We start from the raw sequence: 18,341 nt of genomic DNA on the forward strand, positions 1-18,341 counted from the left end.
ATCACACCTTCAGCAGCAGGTGATCGCGTTCCCAGCTCGTCACCACGCTCTGGAACAGGTCGAGCTCGACGCTCTTGACGCGCAGATAGGTCTGGAAGAAATCCTCGCCGAGCAGTTTGCGCACCGGCTCACAGGCGGTGAAGCGATCGAGCGCCTCCTCCATGGTCTTGGGCAGCGTGCTCTTGATCTTGTAGGCATTGCCCGAAGCTTCGGCCGAGCGCGCGAGTTTCTGCTCGACGCCGAGATAACCGGCGAGCAGCGAGCCGGCGATCGCCAGATAGGGATTGGAATCGGCGCCCGGCAAACGGTTCTCCACCCGCCGCGCCGAACGGCCGCCGGCCGGCACGCGCAAGCCGCAGGAGCGGTTGTCATGCGACCATTCGATGTTGGCCGGCGCGCTGTGGTTCGGCCTTATGCGGCGGAACGAATTCACATTGGGCGCGAACAGCGGCATGATTTCCGGCACATATGTCTGCAGGCCGCCGATGAAATGGCCGAACATCTCGGTGTCGGCATCATCGTCGCCGGCAAACAGCGCATCGCCCGCCTCATCGACAACCGACATGTGCAGATGCATCGAGCTGCCCGCCTGGGCCGCGATCGGCTTGGCCATGAAGGTGGCATGCATGCCGCATTGCTGCGCGGCCTGGCGCGTCAGCCGCTTGAACAAAAGCACCTGGTCGGCCAATGGCAGCGCGTCGCCATGCAGGAGGTTGATCTCCAGCTGCGCCGTGCCCGATTCATGGATCAGCGTATCGAGCGGCAGGCCGGCCGCCGCGGCATAGTCGTAGACGCGCCGGATCACCGGCTCGAATTCTTCCAGCGCCGCCATGTCATAGGGATGCTGCACGCCCTCGGCACGGCCATTCGCCCCGACCGGCGCGATCAGCGGCCTGTCCGGATCCGGGTTGGGCGCGGTCAGATAGAATTCGACCTCCGGCGCCACCACCGCGCGCCAGCCGCGCTGGCGGTAGAGATCGAGCACGGCGCGCAGCACATGCCGCGGCGAGGCCATCCATGGCCGGCCATCCATGTGGAAGGCGTCGGCGAAGACATAGGCCTTCCCTGCCCCGGCGCCCGGCGCCAGGCAGAGCGTCGAAACGTCAGGCACCATGCGCATGTCCGGATCCGAATAGGCAAAGCCCTCGTCGATCGAGCCGGAATAGCGGCCGTCGATGCTGACGAGAAAGGCGCTGCTCGGCAGATACAGCGCGCGGTCTTCCAGTGCCTTGAGGAATTTGACCGTCGGCAGCGCCTTGCCGCGCAGCACGCCGTTCATGTCGGGCACCAGGCATTCGACCTCGTTGATGCCGTGCTGTGCCAACCAGGCCCTGGGATCGTTGGTCGCGGTATTCGTGTTCTTATCAAGCATGTCGTTCAAGTCCGTATCAGAGAGAGTATGGCTTGCGCGGCCACGTCCGTTCCGGGTTGCAGCGCCATTTGGGCCGCATTGTCCCTCAGGCGGGCGCGCATGGCGTCGTCGGCCAGCAGGCCGAGAATGGCTCTCTCCAATACTCCTTCAGTCCAGGCATCCCGGCCGATATGATCGCCGGTGCCGGTCTCGCCGGCGCGGCGCGCATTGTCATGTCCGTCCCAGCAATAGGGCATGATCAGCGACGGCACGCCGAAGCGCAGCGCCTCGCAAAAGCTGTTGTTGCCGCCGTGGTGGATGAACAGATCCGACTTCGCCACCACCGAAGGCTGCGGAAACCAGGCGTCGAGATAGACATTGTCCGGCACCGCGCGATAGGCGTCGCGCAGGCCGCCGACATTGACGATGAAGCGCGCCGGCAGCCTGTCGAACACGGCAAGCATGCGTTCGATCAGCCCGACATCCATGGCCCCTAAACTGCCGAAGCTGACATAGACCAGCGGCCCGCCATTGCGCGGAAACACCGGCACCTCGAACGGCCCTTCCGAGCGCACGCAGCCTTCGAGATAGACGAATCGGGCGGGATCGAGCGGTTTGGCCCGCTCGCGCCGCACGATCGACGGCGTCAGCAGCAGGTTGAAGTCGGGCGAAGCCTCCAGGAACAGACCCTTGGGCAATGGCGCCAGGCCGGCATCCACGCGAAAGCGGTTGAAGCGGTCATGCGCCGGCGCCGAGGCCGAGAGATAGCGCGCCTCGAACGCCGCGCGTTGCGGGTCATCGGCAGCCATGCCGGAAAGGTAGGGCGGTACTTCGGCGTCCGGCAGCTCGGTCTCGGCGCAGGAGACGACGCGTACCCAGGGGCAGCCGGCGGCGGCGATCGCCGGAAACATGATGACGTTGTCGAGCACCACCGCGTCGGGCTTCAGCCGCGCCAGCAATTGCCGCAGCGGCGCCTCGGCATTGACCGCCGTGTCGACAATCGCTTGCCAGGTCGGCGCGACATAGGTTTCGAGTTGGTCGATCGGACTGAGCCTAAAATGCGGCAGGTGCCGGCGCACGAAGGCCTGCCAGTAGCTCTGGCGCTCGCTGTCGCTCAGCGGCTCGTCGGTCGGCAGCTGGTATTCCTGGAAACCATAGTCGGCAAAGACGCCGGAGAAACCGGCATGGCAGATGAAGACGGGCCGGGCGCCCCGCGCCCGCAAGGCCTGCGCGATGCCGACGCAATTCAACGCGGCGCCGAAGCTTGCTTCGGGAAACAGCGCGATGATCGGGCTGGCTCTACGCGTCAATTAATCCTCTTCATTCCGGCCGGCTGATCATGCCGAACAGGGCGGGCGCCCCGCGGCTGGCCGCTTGCGGTCGCTGGTTGCGGGAGAGCCGCAGGTGGATGCGAAGCAGATCGGCAGCCACCTCATACTGCCGGCTTTCGAGATGGTCGAGTATGTTCAGGTGTTCCAGCAAGGACTGCCGCAGCCGGAAGACGTTGACCCCGGCATAGATGCCCGGCAGCCGGCGCAGGCGCAGATGATCGGCCAGCGCGTCGGCGATGAACCGGTTGGCACAGCCCTCGGCGATCATGCCGTGGAAATCCATGTCCAGCCGCTGGAACTCACGCGTGTCGAAGGCGGCATCCGGCAACGCCGACAGAGCGTCCATGCCCTGGCGCAACGCCGCCGCCCGCGCGCCGTCCAGCCGGAATCCCGGCGTCAGGATCGCCGCCGGCTCGAGCAGCAAGCGGAACTCATAGCTTTCGCCTTGCGCCTCGGGATCGTCGGGCGTGCGCCGGAAAAGCCAGGATTGGCCGGGCGCGCGGTCCAGCAGATTCTCCTCTGTCAGTTTATTAAGCGCTTTTAGTACCGTCTTGCGATCAGCACTGTAGCGTCGCATCAGCGCCGCGGCGGTCACTGTCTGGTCCAGCCGCCGCGCCGACCGGTCGCGCAGGATCGCCTCGGCCAGATCATCCTCCTCCGCGCTCGGAAGCTCGGCGGCGATGGCCGGCTGCGCCGCGAGGTCGACCGCCAGGTGATAGCCGGTATCGGCCTCCCAGCGCACGACGCCCCGTTCCGCGAGCAGGCTGAGCGCCGCCCGCACCGGCGTACGCGAGACATTGCACAGCGAGGCGATCTGCTGTTCGGGCAGGCGCGCGCCAGGCTCGAAGCCGCGCTGGCGCGCCACATCCAGGATGCGCTGCGCCAGGTCGAGATGGTTGGTGCGAGGTCGTCGGGCTGCGGCTTGCATGACTTGTCTCGGCGGATGGATATGACCGTATTGGTTTGGCCGATCGCGGGCACAAGCGCAATCGGCCAGATTCCTCGGTCGCTTGGTAAATTATGGATTGACGTACTTTTTTCTGCAATAGTACTGTCAGGATAATCGGCGATAAAAAGACCGAGGGAACAGGATCGAAAGCAGCGGCATGGGTCGCGCCCGGTCCAGCACAGAATTCGACGATCAACCGGAATGGGAGTCTGCCATGACCGCTACCAGCCCACGACGCCGTGCGCTCAAGGTCTCTTCAATCGCTCTCGGCCTTGCCATGGCGCTGTCGGCGCCGGCAATCGCCGCCGACCTCGTCATCTCCAACTGGGACGGCTACATGGCGCCCGATGCCATGGCCGCCTTCAAGACCGCCACCGGCGTCTCCGGCGAAGTGGTGGTGCACGCCACCAATGAAGAGATCATGGGCAAGCTGATCGCCGCCAGCGGCAAGGGCTATGACGTGGTCTTCGTCTCCTCGCCCTTTGCCGAGGTGCTGAACAAGCTCGGCCTGATCGAGCCGATGGACCACGCCAAGATCCCCAATCTCGCCAACCTCTACCCGGAAGCGACCAAGCTGCCGCACGATGTCGGCAACTCCTTCTCCGTGCCCTACACCTGGGGCACGACCGGCCTCTGCTACCGCTCGGACCTGGTCAAGACGGCGCCGACGAGCTGGAGCGATCTGCTCGCGCCTTCAGACGCGCTGAAGGGCAAGACCACCATGCTGGCGACCGATCGCTGGCTGCTGGCGGCCGGCCAGCTCGACAAGGGCTTTTCCGTCAACGAGACCGATCCGACCAAGATGGCCGAGGTCAAGGACCTCTTGATCTCGGCAAAGAAGACCTTGCTCGCCTATGACGACACCACCTTCTATTCCAAGCTGGTTTCGGGCGAGGCGCTGATGGTGCAGGCCTGGGACGGCTGGTGCAATTACGGCATCGCCGAGAAGCCGGAGATCAAATACGTCATTCCGAAGGAAGGTTCGGACCTCTGGGTCGACACGATGGTGGTGATGAAGGCTTCCGAGCACAAGGACGACGCCTTCAAGTTCATCAACTTCATGCTCGACGCCAAGAACCACGCCTGGGCGGCGCAGAACATCGACTACAAGGTGCCGAACAAGCCGGCGATGGAAAGCCTGCCGGCCGATTTCCTAGCCAAATTCCCCAACATGGCGATGCCGGTGGCCGATCTCGTCAAGTTCGAGCAGCTGCGTGACGTCGGCGAAGCCCAGCGCGACTATTCCAAGATCGTCAGCGAGATCAAGGCCGCGCAGTAGGCGGCATTCCAGCAGCGTCTTGGAAGCAAGCTTGCGTTCCGTCCCCTCTCGCTCCTCCCTGCTGATGGCCCCGGCTCTGGTCTGGTTGACGGCGCTGATGGTGGTGCCGTGCGCGCTGGTGCTGGCGCTCGCCTTCTTCCGCCGCGGCATTTATGGCGGCATCGACTACACCTTCACGCTGGAGAATTTCGGGCTGGTCTTCGACCCGCTCTATGCCGGCATTTTCCTGAAGTCGGCGCGCATCGCCGGCACCGCCACCCTGATCGCGGCGGTGATCGGCTATGCCGCCGCCTACGCCATCTCCGCTGCCCCGCGCCGCTGGCAGCCTGTGTTCCTGTTCTTTGCCGTGCTACCGTTCTGGTCGAACTATTTGATCCGCACCTATGCCTGGATAGTGCTGCTCAACCGCGAAGGCCTGATCACGCAGCTCCTGCGCTGGCTCGGCTATACCGGCGAACCGCCGTCAATGCTCTATACCGAAGGCGCGGTCATCGCCGGCCTCGTCTACAACTATCTGCCCTTCGTCATCCTCGCCTGCTACGCGCCGCTGTCGCGGCTCAACCCCGAACTCGCCGAAGCCTCGCGCGATCTCGGCGCCTCGGCCGCCACCACATTCCGCCGTGTCATCCTGCCGCTGACCGTGCCCGGCATCGCCGCCGGCGCCGTCTTCGTCTTCGTGTTGTCGATCGGCAATTTCGTCACCCCGGCGTTGCTCGGCGGCGGCCGATTCCAGATGATCGGCAATCTCGTCTACGACCAGTTCCTCACCGCCAATGACTGGCCCTTCGGTGCCGCCTTGGCGATGGCGCTGATCGCCATCATGCTTCTGGTCCTGATGGCGCAGGCGCTCGCCGCCGACCGCGCCTCGGGGCCGGCAATGCAGGCCGGGGGAGGCGCGGATGGCTGAGCGCCCCCCTGCGACGCGGCGCACGCTGTGGCTCGTGCTGAGCCTGGTCTTGGCCTTCCTCTACATCCCCATCGCCGTGCTGGTGGCGCTCTCCTTCAACGAAGGCGGGCTGCCGACGGCCTGGTCTGGCTTCTCGCTGAAATGGTACGCCTCGCTGGCCAACAATTCCGCGATCCTGTCGGCCGCCCTCAACACGCTGATCGTGGCGCTGGTCTCCACCGCCATCGCCACCTTGCTCGGCACGCTGCTGGCGATCGGCGTCGAGATGCGCCGGCAGTATGGCAAGGGGCTGGAAGCCCTGATCTTCGCGCCGATGATCATTCCCGACATCGTGCTGGCGATCGCGCTGCTGTCGTTCTTCTCCATGCTCAATTTGACCATGGGCCTGCACACAATCATCCTCGCCCATGTCGTCTTCAACCTCGCCTTCGTCTGCTCGGTGGTGCGCGCAAGGCTGAAGACCTTCGACTGGTCGATCGTCGAGGCCTCCGCCGATCTCGGCGCCTGCGCGCTCACCACCTTTCGGCGCGTGACCTTGCCGGTCATCGCGCCTGCCGTGATCGCCGGCGCGCTGCTCGCCTTCACGCTGTCGGTCGACGAGTTCATCATCGCCTTCTTCACCGCTGGCGCCGGCCGTGCCTCGACCACGCTGCCGATGCAGATCTACGCCATGATCCGCTTCGGCATCACACCTGAGATCAACGCGCTGGCGACCATCGTCATGGCCGTAAGCATCACCGCGCTGACCCTGTCGCAGCGGCTTAACAGGGGAATGATCGGCCAATGAGCGAACCGCGCACGCTGTTGGCCATCGATCATGTGTCGAAGAATTTCGGCCGGGTCACGGCCGTTGACGGCATCTCGCTCGATATCCGGGAGAACGAGTTCTTCGCGCTGCTTGGGCCCTCCGGCTGCGGCAAGACCACGCTCTTGCGCATGCTGGCCGGTTTCGAGACCCCGAGCGACGGGCGCATCCTGCTCGACGGCAAGGACATCGCCAGGACCCTGCCCAACAAGCGGCCGGTCAACCTGATGTTCCAGTCCTACGCGCTGTTCCCGCATATGAGCGTGCGCGCCAATGTCTCCTATGGGTTGGAGATGGAGCGCTTGCCGGCTAACGAAATCCGTTCCCGCGTCGACGCCATCCTGGGGACCACCGAGCTCGTCCCCTTCGCCGACCGCAGGCCGGAGCAATTGTCGGGCGGCCAGAAGCAGCGCGTCGCGCTGGCCCGCGCCCTGGTCAAGCGGCCAAGGCTGCTGCTGCTCGACGAGCCGCTCGGCGCGCTCGACAAGAAACTGCGCGGCGCCATGCAACTGGAATTGAAACGCCTGCAGCACGAGGTCGGCATCACCTTCGTCATCGTCACCCACGACCAGGAAGAATCGCTCGTCATGGCCGATCGCATGGCGGTGCTCAAGGATGGCAAACTGTTGCAATGCGACACCCCGCACACGGTCTACGAGCATCCGGCCGACCGTTTCGTCGCCGACTTCATCGGCGTGATGAATTTCATCCCGGGCAAGGCGTCAGCCGATGGTGTGGTGGCCGTGAATGGCGCGCGCATTGCCGGTAAGGTTCCCGCAACGCTCACGCCCGGTGCTTCGGCCGTAGCTTCGGTGCGGCCGGAACGCATCAGGCTATTCCCATCGATCGAGACCGCCAACCGCACCATCGGCACGGTCGAGGCGCTGGCCTATCACGGCCTCGATCTGCAGCTGCATATCCGCACACCGCTGTCGCCAAAGCCGTTCCTGGTGCGCGTCACCGCGGACGCAGCCGACCGCCGGCCAGTGTCGTCGGGCGACCAGGTCGAACTCGGCTGGGATGCCGCTGATGTCAGAATTTTCGCAGAATAGGAGAAGCTTGATGGCGCAGAAGACGATCGCCTTTTTCCCGGAAGCCGCCTACGGCCCGGCGCTCAATTCCGTCGGCATCGCCCAGGCCGTCGAGGCGCGCGGCCACAAGGCGGTGTTCCTGTCCGATCCCGGCTTCGTCGAGGTCTATCGGGGCTACGGCTTCGAGGCGCATCCGGTGAACCTGTCCGAGCCGATGCCGCCCGAGCAGATGGCGAAATTCTGGGAGGACTTCATCAACGGCCACATCCCGAATTTCCGCAAATCGCCCTACGACCAGGTCGACAATTACGTCAAGGATTGCTGGACGGCGATCGTCGACAGCGCCAAATGGGCGCAGAAGGATCTGCCGGGCGTGCTGGCCGCCATCAAGCCCGATGTCATCTGCGTCGACAATGTCATCCTGTTCCCAGCCATAAAACAGTTCGGCAAGCCATGGGTGCGCGTCATCTCCTGCTCGGAAAACGAGATCGAGGACGAGGACATCCCGCCGCATCTGTCGGGCTGCGGCGAGAATGACCATGCCGGCCACCAGCGCTACCGCGACCACTTCAACGCGGTGATCAAGCCGATCCATGACGACTTCAATGCCTTCCTGAAGGCCAACAACGAGGCGCCTTACCCGATCGGCCAGTTCTTCGAGGCCTCGCCCTATCTCAATTTGCTGCTCTATCCCGAAGCGGCGAAGTTCAAGCGCCGCCATCCGCTCGACCCGGTGAAATTCCAGTATCTCGAAGGCTGCGTGCGGCAGGAGAAGCCCTATGCGGTGCCCACCTTCGCGAAGAACAATGACGGGCCGCTGCTCTATGTCTCCTTCGGCAGCCTCGGCGCCGGCGATGTCGAGCTCTTGAAGCGCATCATCGCCACGCTGGGCAAGACCCGCTACCGCGCGCTGGTCAATGTCGGCGGCTACAAGGATCAGTATACGGACGTGCCCGGCAACGTCATCGTCGAGAGCTGGTTCCCGCAGCCTTCGGTGATCCCGCAGGTCGATGCCGTCATCCACCATGGCGGCAACAACTCGTTCACCGAGTGCCTCTATTTCGGCAAGCCGGCGATCATCATGCCCTATGTCTGGGATGGTCACGACAACGCCACCCGCGTCGAGGAAACCGGCCATGGCTTCGGCATGCCGCGCTACGACTGGAGCGATACCGTTCTGGTCGCGAAGATCGAGGCCTGCCTGACCGATCCCCAGATGAAGGCGGAGCTGGCGAGGACATCGGCACAGATGCACGCGCAGAGCGGGCCTGAGAAGGCTGCCGGTTTGCTGGAGGCGTTGCTGTGACCTCCTCCGCTCCGCATCTTCACCAGGCATCCACCCGCACCGATCTCGTCGACTGGGGCGCCCAGCCGGACGTACTGGACGGCGCGTCGCACTCCACCGGCAGGCTGCTGCACAAGGGCCCGAACAACCAGCCGGAATCCGGCATCTGGGTCTGCACGCCGGGCCGCTGGCGGCTCTCGATCCCGCGCGATGAATTGTGCCATTTCGTCGTCGGCCGTGCGACCTACCGCTCGGATGTCGGCGAAGTGATAGAAGTCTCGGCCGGGACCGTGGTCATGTTCCCCGCCGGCTGGACGGGCGAATGCACGGTGCACGAGACCATGCGCAACATCTACATGCTGGCCTGACATCGCGACACAGGGAGCAAGACATGTCGACACCGCACTGGCCACAGGCCTCGAGCGTGGAACTGGAGGATTGGGGCGCGGGCAGCAACACGCTTGCCGGCGCGCCGCGCGCCTCCGGCAAGATCCTGTCGCAGAATCCGGACGGGTCGAGCGAATGCGGCCTGTGGTCGTGCACGCCGGGCACCCGCAAGGTCACCTTCGCCACCGACGAGTTCTGCCACTTCCTGTCTGGTCACGGCAGCTATGTCCACGAGCACGGCGAACAGATTCCGGTCGAGGCCGGCACGCTGGTGTTCTTTCCGGCCGGCTGGACCGGCATTTCCATCGTCACGCAAACGCTGACCAAGGCCTTCATGTGCCGGTGAGCATCATTTCAAGGAAATCCATATGACCACGCCCATCATGCAATCGCCGCTCGCCGTCACCGACCTCGTCGACTGGGGCATCATCCCGACGATGATCGAGGGCCAGTCCCACACCTCGGGCAAGCTGCTCCACAAGGGGCCGGAAGGCCGCTCCGAATGCGGGTTGTGGGTCTGCACGCCGGGCAAATGGCACTGCCACGTCACCCGCGACGAGTTCTGCCATTTCCTCGAAGGCCGCTGCACCTATGTGCACGAATCGGGCGAGGTGATCGAAATCGAGCCGGACACGGCGGCTTTCTTCCCACAGGACTGGAAGGGCGTCTGCACCGTCCATGAGACCATCAAGAAGGTCTACATGATCCGCTGAGCGGATCTGAGAGGATGTCCATGCATTTCTCCGCTGACCGGCCGACCTTCTTCGTCAATCCGGACTACCGGCCGATGGCGGGTGCAAACAAACCGGTGATCGATCCGGCCACGCTGGAAACGGTCGGCGCCATCGCCGCGGCCAGCGATGGCGAGATCGATGCCGCGCTCGCCGCCGCGACCGGGGCGCAGGCCGCCTGGAAAAGGCTCGATGCCAAGAGCCGGGCGAAGCACCTGCATGCCGTAGCCAACGCCATCGAGGCCGCCGATTTCACCCGCTGCGCCGAGCTGATGGTGCGCGAGATGGGCAAGCCTTATCCGGAAGCCATCGGCGAGATCGCCAATTGCGCGCCGATCTTCCGCTACTATGCCGAGATGGCGCGCGACGACGCCGGCAAGATCGCCGGCACGACGCAGGCCGGCTCGTTCCAATATGCGCGCTACGAGCCCTATGGCGTCTCCGTCCACATCATGCCCTACAATTTTCCGATCCTGCTGATGTGCTGGACCGTGGCGGCATCGCTTGCCGCGGGCAATGCCTGCATCGTCAAGCCGGCCGAGGCGACGACGCTGTCGACGCTGGACTACATGGCCGTGTTCCGCTCGCTGCCGGCAGGCCTGGTCTCCTGCCTGCCCGGCGGAGCGGCGACCGCCCAGGGGCTGATCACGTCCGACCGCACCCATGCGGTTGCCTTCACCGGCTCGGTCGCCGCCGGCAAGGCGGTGGCCGTCGCCTGCGCCGAACGCATGAAGCCTTGCGTCATCGAGGCCGGCGGCAGCGACCCGCTGATCATCAGTGAACACGCGCCGCTGGAGGTCGCCGCGGCCGGCAGCGTTACCGCTGCCTTCCACCTCACAGGCCAGGTCTGCACTTCGGCCGAGCGCTTCTTCGTCGTCGATGCCGTGCATGACCGCTTCGTCGAGTTGTTTGCCGAAAGGACACGCACGCTGCGCATCGGCAACGGCATGGACAAGACCGAGATCGGCCCCCTGGTCAGCGAAGCGGCTCGAGCCAAGGTCATGCGTCTTGTCGATAACGCCATTGCCCATGGCGCCAAGGCCGTCACCGGCGGGCGCATCCCGCCGTCGCACGACACCGGCTGGTTCTACGAACCGACGATCCTGACTGGCGTCACCCCTGGCATGGCGATCGTGCGCGAAGAGTGTTTTGGGCCGGTCGCCGCCATCTGCCGCGTGAAGGATTTCGACGAGGCGATACGGCTTGCGAATGACAGCCCGTTCGGGCTCGGCGCCTCGGTGTTCACCACCGACCTCGCCGAAGCGCATGAGGCGGCCGAACGGCTCGAGGCCGGCATGGTCTGGGTCAACAACCCGCTGATCGACAATGACGCCCTGCCCTTCGGCGGCTGGAAGGCGTCAGGCCTCGGCCGCGAACTGGGACGGCAGGGGCTCGATGCCTTCCGTCGCTCGAAGATGGTCATCATCGACCACAGACCGGCGATCCAGGACTGGTGGTATCCCTACCCCGACAACTGGTTCCGCGAGACCGGCGGCCGCAAGCACGTGTGAGGGAATGGCGCGGCAACACCGCGCGGCTCGACGAGGTTTACGCCTCGGCCTCCCAGGAGCCGGTCTCGGCCATCCGCTTCAGCAGCGGAGCCGGCTTGAACACGTCCTTGCCGGTCCGCTTGTGCCACTGGTCGAGCCGTTCGACGATCTTTGCCGGCCCTTCGAGACCGGCCCAGAACATCGGGCCGCCCTTGCCGATGGGAAAACCGTAGCCATTGGCCCAGACGACATCGATGTCGGAGGCACGGGCCGCGATCTTCTCTTCGAGGATTTTCGCTCCCTCGTTGACCAGGGGATAGAGCGTGCGCTCGATGATTTCTTCCGCGCTGATCGCGCGCGGCGCAATGCCCTTCTCAGCAGCCTTGTCGCGGATCAGCGCCTCGACCTCCGGATCTGGAACGCCTGCCCTTGCGCCGGCTTCGTAGAGATAGAAACCCCGACCAGTCTTCTGGCCGAAACGTCCCAGTTCGCACAGCGTGTCGGCGATAACGGCCGTCAGGCCGCGCGCCTTGCGGTTGCGCCAGCCAATGTCGAGGCCGGCGAGATCGCCCATCTGGAACGGGCCCATCGGCCAGCCGAAATCGGTGAAGACCTTGTCGATCTGGCTGGGTGTCGCGCCCTCCAGCAGCAGCGCTTCCGATTCCGAACCGCGTGCGGCCAGCATGCGGTTGCCGACGAAGCCGTGGCAGACGCCGACGACGACCGCCACCTTGCCGATCCGCCGCGCGAGATCGACCACCGTCGCCAGCGCATCCGGCGCGGTCTTGTCGGCCCGCACGATCTCCAAGAGCTTCATGACATTGGCCGGCGAGAAGAAATGCAGGCCGAGCACATCCTGCGGCCGCGAGATCGAGCCGGCGATTTCATTGATGTCGAGATAGGAGGTGTTGGTGGCGAGGATGGCGCCCGGCTTGGCGATAGCATCCAGCTTGCCGAAAACCTGCTTCTTCACCGCCATGTCCTCGAACACCGCCTCGATGATCAGGTCGCAATCGGCGAGATCGGCATAGTCGGTCGAGCCCTTGAACTGGGCGAGCCGCTGACGCCTGGCGTCTTCGGTCAGGGAACCACGCGAAACGGAGACGGCATAGTTCTTCTCGATCATGCCCAGCCCGCGCTGCAGCGCTTCCGCGCTGGTTTCCAGCAAGGTGACCGAAAAACCGCCATTGGCGAAGGCCATGGCGATGCCGCCGCCCATGGTGCCGGCGCCGATGACGCCGACGCGGGCAATCCTGCGCTTGGGCGTGTCCTTGCCCGGAAGCTTCGCCGCCTCGCGTTCGGCGAAGAACAGGTGCCGTTGCGCCCGCGACTGGTCGCTGGCGACCAGTTTCGCGAACAGCGCGCGCTCCGCCGCCAGCGCCTCGTCGAAGGGTAGCGTGAGGGCGTTGCGCACGGCTTGCGCGCAGGCGACCGGCGCTTCCAGCCCGCGCGCTTTCCTGGCGAGGTCCGCCGCCTCGGCGTCGAAAGCCGCCAGATCGGTTTCCCCAAGCCCGTCATTGCGATCGCGCACCGGCGTGAACGGACCACCCTTGCGGGCGATTTCCCGGGCGAAGTTCACGGTATGCGTGGTGAGGTCGCCTTCGAAGACAGCGTCAACGAGCCCGGCTTCATGCGCCTCGTCGGCACCGACCGGCGAACCCGAGACAATCATCTTCAGCGCCTTCACCGCGCCGACCAGGCGCGGCAGCCGCACCGTGCCGCCGCCGCCCGGCAAGAGGCCGAGCTTCACTTCGGGCAGGCCGAGTTTGGCGCCGGCATCGGCAACGCGGAAATGACAGCCGAGCGCCAGTTCCAGCCCGCCGCCGAGCGCGGTGCCGTGGATGGCGGCGACCGTCGGTTTGGCGATGGTTTCCAGCATCGCAACGGTGGCGCGCAGATCAGGCTGCTGCACCGGCTTGCCGAATTCGGTGATGTCGGCGCCGGCGACAAAGGTCCGCCCGGCGCAGGCAATCACGATGGCCGTGACCGAAGCGTCATCGCGCAAGTCGACAAGCGCCTGCATCAGCGGCTCGCGGACATGGAAACTCAGTGCATTGACCGGCGGATTGTCGATGGTGACGATGGCGACGCCATTGTCGTTCACGACGCTGACAGAATTGGACAAGCAGAGCCCTCCCGGGACCGACCGAAATCGCGGAAGGGTTTACTAGGCCGCGCCGCGAATGGGAACCCGCTGTTGGGCTGGCCCAACGTTTGGCGGCGCGACGGACTGCCCCAGAAGCTCGCGGCGATGCTCGCCGGACGCTCGGGAACGGCGATCACCGCACCGCCTTTTCCCCGCCTGCCGCCGTAATCACCCCGACGATGATCAGCCCCGTCAAAAGCAGGCGAACGCCCGCGCTGACCCCGAATGTGTTGAGCATGGTCAAGAGCAGCACCAGAAACAGCGCCGCGCCCCACACGCCGGGCACATTGGCCTTGCCGCCGGCCACCGACGTGCCGCCGATGACGACGACGGCGATCGAGGCGAGCAGATATTCATTGCCGATATCGACATTGGCGCCGCGGAAATAGCCGGCGAGCAGCGCGCCGTCGATGCCGCCGAGCGCGCCCGACAGCGTGTAGGTGAGGAAGCGGATGCGGCCGACATTGACGCCGGCGAGCCATGCGGCGCGGATGTTCTGGCCGATCGCCAGCACCGAGCGGCCATAGATCATGCGCTGCAGGGCGATGGCCGCGCCGATGGTGAACAGCACGGTCAGCACCGCCAGCACCGGAATGCCCAGGATCTGCCAGTTGGTGAAATCGGCAAAGCCGGGCGGCGGCTTGATCTGCAGCCCACGCCCATAGCTGATGTCGATCGACTGGATGATGAAGCTCGCCGACAAGGTGGCGATGATCGGCGGAATGCGCAGCGCCCAGATCAGCAGATAGTTGACCGCGCCGATCGCCGCGCCGCAGGCGAGCGCCGCCAGAAGGCCTACAACGATCATGGAATCGCTGCCGGCCATCACTTTCATGGCGACCGCGCTGGCGAGGCCGATATTGGCCGGCAGCGACAGGTCGACATTGCCGGGCCCAAGCGTGATGACGAACATCTGGCCGACGCCGACGATGACCGTGAACACCGCGAGCGACAACGCCGCCGTGACCATGCCGCCGGCGCCGTAGCCGCCGGTGAAGGCGATCGTCGCCAGCCACACGACAAGCGCGCCGAGGAACGACCATACCCAGGGCTTGCCGGCCAGCGATCTAACCAGGATCATCGCTTACCTCTCCCTGCGGCTGATCAGCACCCGCGCCGCCAGCACGATGATCAGGATGGCGCCGTTGGCGGCCACCTGCCAGTCCGGCGGAATGTGCATGAAGGTGAGCAGCGGCGAGGCGGCCAGCGCCAGTGTCAGCGCGCCGATCACCGCGCCGATCGGCGACACCCGGCCGCCGACGAATTCACCGCCGCCGAGGATGACGCCGGCGATCGACAGCAGCGTATAGCCATTGCCGATATTGGCATCGGCCGAGGTGGTGATGCCGATCAGCGCCATGCCCGACAGCACGCCGAACACGCCTGCCAGCGCGAACAGCACGATCTTGGTTTTGAGCAGCGACCAGCCGGCGCGCTTGAGCGCGGCCGCATTGCCGCCGGAGCCGCGCAGGATTACGCCATAGGAGGTGCGCATCAGGCCGAAATGGACGATGAGGCCTATCAGCAGCGCCGCGATGATCGGGAACGGCACGAAGGGCGGCTTGAACGACATGATCGCCAGCAGCCAGTCCGGCGCCTTGCCGCCGGGCTTGGGCAGGACGAGGATGGCGAGCCCCTGCCAGACGAAACTCATGCCGAGCGTCACCACGATCGACGGCAGATTGCGCAGGCGGATCAGCGCGCCGAGCAGCGCATAGACGCCGATCGAGCCAACCAGGATGGCGACGCCGATGAGCGGCGCGTCCTTCAGCCAGGTCGCGGTGACGCAGCCGACGAAACCGACGAAGGTGCCGATCGACAGGTCGAGCTCATTGCCTGAAATGACGAACATCTGCGCGATCGTCGCCAGCGCGATCGGGATCGCCAGGTTCAGCATCAGGCTGAAGCCGAAATAGCTGATGGCGCGTGGGTTGAGCCAGGCGATGGCGAGCAGCACCAATGCCAGCGACAGCGCCGGCAGCAGCCCGCGCAGCAGGCGGGCACGGGCCAGCGCGCCACGCTCGGCGGAGCTCCTGGTGGTGGCGTCGAGGCTGGCGGCGGTCATCTCAGGCCGCATCGCCGAAGGAGGACTGGATGATCTTCTCCTCGGTCAATTCGTCGCGACCCAGATTGGCGACGATGCGGCCGTTCTTGAAGACATAGACATGGTCGCAATTGTCGAGTTCCTCGGTTTCCGTGGTGTACCAGAGGAAGGTGCGGCCGCGGCCAGCCTCCTCGCGCACGAGGTCGTAGACTTCCAGCTTGGTGCCTATATCGACGCCGCGCATCGGATCGTCCATCAGCACGATCTGGGCATCCGAGCCGAGCGCGCGGGCAAACAGCGCCTTCTGTTGGTTGCCGCCCGAAAGCGAGAAGATGTTGTTGTTCATGTCGGGCGTGCGGATGCCGATCTTCTTCTGCCAGAACTGGGCCAACTCGGCCTCGCGCCGCGGCGAGATCAGCAGCCCGTTGCGCAGCCGCGCCAGCGATCGGATGCCGATGTTCTCGGCGATCGACCATTGCGGGAAGATCCCGTCCGACTGGCGGTCCCCGGCGACCAGCGCCACCGGCGCGGTCACTTCGATGCCGGTCCTGGCGCGGGAGGCGGCAGCGAAGATCGCCAGCAACAGGTCGGTCTGGCCGTGTCCCGCCAGCCCGGCAAGGCCGATGATCTCGCCGGCGCGGGCGACAAGGTCGGCGCCGTCCTTCTGCGCGGCGGGACGCGCCCGCACCCGCAACGGACCGTCAGCCGGCTTGGCCGCGGCAATCTCGGCGGCGATCTTCTGGCGCGCTTCCGCCCCGCCCATCGCGGTCACCAGCCGGTCGCGGTCGAAGGCATTCGCCGCGTCGGCGACCACCACCTTGCCGTCGCGCATCACCACGATGCGGTCGGCATTCCTGAGCACCTCGCCCAGAACATGCGAGATCAGGATGCAGCTCTTGCCGCCGGCGATGAAGCGGCGCACGAAGGCCAGCAATTGGCCAGCCGTGTGCGCGTCCAGCGATGATGTTGGCTCGTCGAGGATGACGAGGTCGAGCCTGTCCTGCGTCACCGTGAAGGCGCGCGCCACCTCGACCATCTGGCGCCGGCCGATCGACAGGTCGCCGACAATATCCCAGGCCGAGATGCCGTGATCGGGAAAGATCTCGTCAAGCTTGGCGGTGATCAGCGCGGCCGCCTTGCGCCGCCAGCCGAGGCCTGAGAGCGAGGCATGGTTGATGCGCGTGTTTTCGGCGACGCTGAGATTGGGGCACAGCGACAGTTCCTGGAACACGCAGCGTATGCCGAGCTTTTGCGCCCGCGACACCGCGTAGTTGTCCTCGATGCCGCCATGCACGGCGATCTGGCCGCTGTCGGGCGTGAGTGTGCCCGCGACCATGTGCATCAGCGTCGATTTGCCGGCGCCATTGTGGCCGACCAGGCCGACGCATTCGCCGGGCCGGACGTGGAAGTCCACCCCGCCCAGCGCGCGAACGGCGCCGAAATGTTTTTCGGCGCCGTTCAGTCTGATGATGTCAGCGTTCCCTTCGGGCATGCCTAGATATATCCGCGCGATGGTACGAAGGGCAACGCAAGCGCGACATTCACTTGATGTTGGCCTTGATCGCCGCGAGGGCGTCTTCCTGCGTGTATTCGTGGGTGGCGACGCCGCCTTCCTTGATCTTCGGCAGGGCTGCCTCGAAGTCGTCCTGGGTGAAGGCCAGATACGGCACCAGCAGGTCGTGCGGAATGTCCTTGCGGCCATCGAGCACCTGCTGCGCCACCCAGAAGGCGAGCGACGACACGCCGGGCGCGATCGAAGCCGACCAGGTCTTGTAGCCGTCCTTGTCCTTCTGTTCCTTCCACCACTTCAGCTCGTCCTGCCGGTTGCCCATGATGATGGTCGGGCGCGGCTTGCCGGCGGCGGCGAAAGCCTGTGCGGCGCCATACCCGTCACCGCCCTGGTCGACGATGCCGACGATATCGGGCAATGAAGGCAGGATGGTCGCGACGGCTTTCTGCGCCGTCGTCTGATCCCAGTCGCCGGTCACCGAGCCGACGATCTTGAACTCGGGATGCGCGGCGACGCCTTCGAGGATGCCGGCATGGATGGCATCGTCGATCGAGGTACCGGCCAGGCCACGGATTTCCAAAAGGTTCCCGCCCTTGGGCTGGAACTTGGCCATCTGCTCGACTTCCTGCTTGCCCATGTCCTTGAAGTCGACGACGACGCGGTAGGCGCAGGGCTCGGTCACGGTGCCGTCGAAGGAGACGACCGTGATACCGGCGTCGCAGGCCTGCTTGATGGCGCCGTTGAGCGCATCCGGCGAGGCGGCGTTGATGACGATGGCGTCATAGCCCTGCAGGATCAGGTTCTGCACCTGGGCTGCCTGCGTCGGCACTTCCTTGTCGGCGGTGGTGAAGATGTCGGCCGCGCCGACGATCTTGTCGGCGACCGCCTTCTTGGTGACGATGCCGTAGCTGTCGAGCATCGCCTGCCGCCACGAATTGCCGGCGTAATTGTTCGAGAATGCGATCTTCTTGCCGCTGGTATCGGCAAGCGCCGTGCCTGATGCGAGCATCGCGGCAAGAGCGCTCAGAGCTAACAGTTTCTTCATGTTCATACTCCTCCCAAGAGTTGCTGGTCGTGCGGATTTTAGGTGGAAAG

17 protein-coding genes are annotated in these 18,341 nt (G+C 65.2%); 9 read left to right on the forward strand and 8 right to left on the reverse strand.

Going from position 1 to position 18,341, the window contains the following annotated elements:
- Nucleotide 1 precedes the first annotated feature (1 nt).
- From CK226_RS14240 to CK226_RS14250, 3 genes are read right to left on the reverse strand one after another with little or no spacing between them, the layout of a single operon-like run.
- Nucleotides 2–1,372, reverse strand: a complete 1,371-nt coding sequence (locus tag CK226_RS14240; protein WP_095792513.1) for a glutamine synthetase family protein — start codon at nucleotides 1,370–1,372, stop codon at nucleotides 2–4.
- 5 nt (nucleotides 1,373–1,377) lie between these two features.
- Complete coding sequence (locus tag CK226_RS14245; RefSeq protein WP_095792211.1) at nucleotides 1,378–2,661, reverse strand: glycosyltransferase; 1,284 nt, start codon at nucleotides 2,659–2,661, stop codon at nucleotides 1,378–1,380.
- A gap of 10 nt (nucleotides 2,662–2,671) precedes the next feature.
- Nucleotides 2,672–3,610, reverse strand: a complete 939-nt coding sequence (locus CK226_RS14250; protein ID WP_095774724.1) for a GntR family transcriptional regulator — start codon at nucleotides 3,608–3,610, stop codon at nucleotides 2,672–2,674.
- A 235-nt stretch (nucleotides 3,611–3,845) separates the two neighbouring features.
- Between CK226_RS14250 and CK226_RS14255 the strand changes: the two genes are divergently transcribed.
- The 9 genes from CK226_RS14255 (at nucleotide 3,846) to CK226_RS14295 (ending at nucleotide 11,567) form a co-directional block, all read left to right on the forward strand.
- Nucleotides 3,846–4,910 (forward strand): spermidine/putrescine ABC transporter substrate-binding protein, encoded by a 1,065-nt coding sequence (locus CK226_RS14255; RefSeq protein ID WP_095792212.1) that lies wholly within the window; start codon nucleotides 3,846–3,848, stop codon nucleotides 4,908–4,910.
- A 64-nt stretch (nucleotides 4,911–4,974) separates the two neighbouring features.
- Nucleotides 4,975–5,817 (forward strand): ABC transporter permease, encoded by an 843-nt coding sequence (locus tag CK226_RS14260; protein WP_095792213.1) that lies wholly within the window; start codon nucleotides 4,975–4,977, stop codon nucleotides 5,815–5,817.
- On the forward strand, nucleotides 5,810–6,604 hold the full coding sequence (locus CK226_RS14265; protein ID WP_095792214.1) for an ABC transporter permease: 795 nt from the start codon (nucleotides 5,810–5,812) through the stop codon (nucleotides 6,602–6,604). Before CK226_RS14260 ends, CK226_RS14265 begins: the two co-directional genes overlap by 8 nt.
- Complete coding sequence (locus CK226_RS14270; protein ID WP_095792215.1) at nucleotides 6,601–7,674, forward strand: ABC transporter ATP-binding protein; 1,074 nt, start codon at nucleotides 6,601–6,603, stop codon at nucleotides 7,672–7,674. The genes CK226_RS14265 and CK226_RS14270 overlap by 4 nt, the downstream gene beginning before the upstream one ends.
- Before the next feature lie 10 nt (nucleotides 7,675–7,684).
- On the forward strand, nucleotides 7,685–8,959 hold the full coding sequence (locus tag CK226_RS14275; RefSeq protein ID WP_095792216.1) for a glycosyltransferase: 1,275 nt from the start codon (nucleotides 7,685–7,687) through the stop codon (nucleotides 8,957–8,959).
- A complete protein-coding gene (locus CK226_RS14280; RefSeq protein ID WP_095792217.1) occupies nucleotides 8,956–9,306 on the forward strand; it encodes a cupin domain-containing protein in 351 nt (116 codons plus the stop codon). Before CK226_RS14275 ends, CK226_RS14280 begins: the two co-directional genes overlap by 4 nt.
- Before the next feature lie 23 nt (nucleotides 9,307–9,329).
- Nucleotides 9,330–9,671 carry a cupin domain-containing protein gene (locus tag CK226_RS14285; protein ID WP_095774731.1) on the forward strand — a complete coding sequence of 114 codons (342 nt, stop codon included), beginning with the start codon at nucleotides 9,330–9,332 and terminating at the stop codon, nucleotides 9,669–9,671.
- 22 nt (nucleotides 9,672–9,693) lie between these two features.
- Nucleotides 9,694–10,038 (forward strand): cupin domain-containing protein, encoded by a 345-nt coding sequence (locus CK226_RS14290; RefSeq protein ID WP_095774732.1) that lies wholly within the window; start codon nucleotides 9,694–9,696, stop codon nucleotides 10,036–10,038.
- 20 nt (nucleotides 10,039–10,058) lie between these two features.
- Complete coding sequence (locus CK226_RS14295) at nucleotides 10,059–11,567, forward strand: aldehyde dehydrogenase family protein (RefSeq protein WP_095792514.1); 1,509 nt, start codon at nucleotides 10,059–10,061, stop codon at nucleotides 11,565–11,567.
- A gap of 37 nt (nucleotides 11,568–11,604) precedes the next feature.
- Here the strand turns inward: CK226_RS14295 and CK226_RS14300 are convergent, their stop codons facing one another.
- The 5 genes from CK226_RS14300 to CK226_RS14320 form a co-directional block, all read right to left on the reverse strand.
- Nucleotides 11,605–13,671 (reverse strand): 3-hydroxyacyl-CoA dehydrogenase NAD-binding domain-containing protein, encoded by a 2,067-nt coding sequence (locus tag CK226_RS14300; protein WP_095792218.1) that lies wholly within the window; start codon nucleotides 13,669–13,671, stop codon nucleotides 11,605–11,607.
- Between the two features lie 154 nt (nucleotides 13,672–13,825).
- Nucleotides 13,826–14,773, reverse strand: coding sequence for an ABC transporter permease (locus tag CK226_RS14305; protein ID WP_095788895.1), 948 nt, complete (start codon nucleotides 14,771–14,773; stop codon nucleotides 13,826–13,828).
- 3 nt (nucleotides 14,774–14,776) lie between these two features.
- Nucleotides 14,777–15,757: an ABC transporter permease gene (locus CK226_RS14310; protein ID WP_179301053.1), complete on the reverse strand. Its 981-nt coding sequence runs from the start codon at nucleotides 15,755–15,757 to the stop codon at nucleotides 14,777–14,779.
- A gap of 1 nt (nucleotide 15,758) precedes the next feature.
- Nucleotides 15,759–17,228: a sugar ABC transporter ATP-binding protein gene (locus CK226_RS14315; protein WP_095792220.1), complete on the reverse strand. Its 1,470-nt coding sequence runs from the start codon at nucleotides 17,226–17,228 to the stop codon at nucleotides 15,759–15,761.
- 49 nt (nucleotides 17,229–17,277) lie between these two features.
- A complete protein-coding gene (locus tag CK226_RS14320) occupies nucleotides 17,278–18,291 on the reverse strand; it encodes an ABC transporter substrate-binding protein (RefSeq protein ID WP_095774873.1) in 1,014 nt (337 codons plus the stop codon).
- Between the last annotated feature and the right edge of the window lie 50 nt (nucleotides 18,292–18,341).

Source organism: Mesorhizobium sp. WSM4311, from assembly GCF_002295115.1.
Taxonomy (GTDB): domain Bacteria; phylum Pseudomonadota; class Alphaproteobacteria; order Rhizobiales; family Rhizobiaceae; genus Mesorhizobium.

Coding starts and splice junctions, on each gene's coding strand:
- CK226_RS14305 (WP_095788895.1), bottom strand. CDS start 14,773: ATGATCCTGGTTAGATCGCTGGCCGGCAAGCCCTGGGTATGGTCGTTC.
- CK226_RS14260 (WP_095792213.1), top strand. CDS start 4,975: ATGGCCCCGGCTCTGGTCTGGTTGACGGCGCTGATGGTGGTGCCGTGC.
- CK226_RS14290 (WP_095774732.1), top strand. CDS start 9,694: ATGACCACGCCCATCATGCAATCGCCGCTCGCCGTCACCGACCTCGTC.
- CK226_RS14255 (WP_095792212.1), top strand. CDS start 3,846: ATGACCGCTACCAGCCCACGACGCCGTGCGCTCAAGGTCTCTTCAATC.
- CK226_RS14240 (WP_095792513.1), bottom strand. CDS start 1,372: ATGCTTGATAAGAACACGAATACCGCGACCAACGATCCCAGGGCCTGG.
- CK226_RS14310 (WP_179301053.1), bottom strand. CDS start 15,757: ATGACCGCCGCCAGCCTCGACGCCACCACCAGGAGCTCCGCCGAGCGT.
- CK226_RS14315 (WP_095792220.1), bottom strand. CDS start 17,228: ATGCCCGAAGGGAACGCTGACATCATCAGACTGAACGGCGCCGAAAAA.
- CK226_RS14270 (WP_095792215.1), top strand. CDS start 6,601: ATGAGCGAACCGCGCACGCTGTTGGCCATCGATCATGTGTCGAAGAAT.
- CK226_RS14285 (WP_095774731.1), top strand. CDS start 9,330: ATGTCGACACCGCACTGGCCACAGGCCTCGAGCGTGGAACTGGAGGAT.
- CK226_RS14265 (WP_095792214.1), top strand. CDS start 5,810: ATGGCTGAGCGCCCCCCTGCGACGCGGCGCACGCTGTGGCTCGTGCTG.
- CK226_RS14275 (WP_095792216.1), top strand. CDS start 7,685: ATGGCGCAGAAGACGATCGCCTTTTTCCCGGAAGCCGCCTACGGCCCG.
- CK226_RS14320 (WP_095774873.1), bottom strand. CDS start 18,291: ATGAAGAAACTGTTAGCTCTGAGCGCTCTTGCCGCGATGCTCGCATCA.
- CK226_RS14250 (WP_095774724.1), bottom strand. CDS start 3,610: ATGCAAGCCGCAGCCCGACGACCTCGCACCAACCATCTCGACCTGGCG.
- CK226_RS14295 (WP_095792514.1), top strand. CDS start 10,059: ATGCATTTCTCCGCTGACCGGCCGACCTTCTTCGTCAATCCGGACTAC.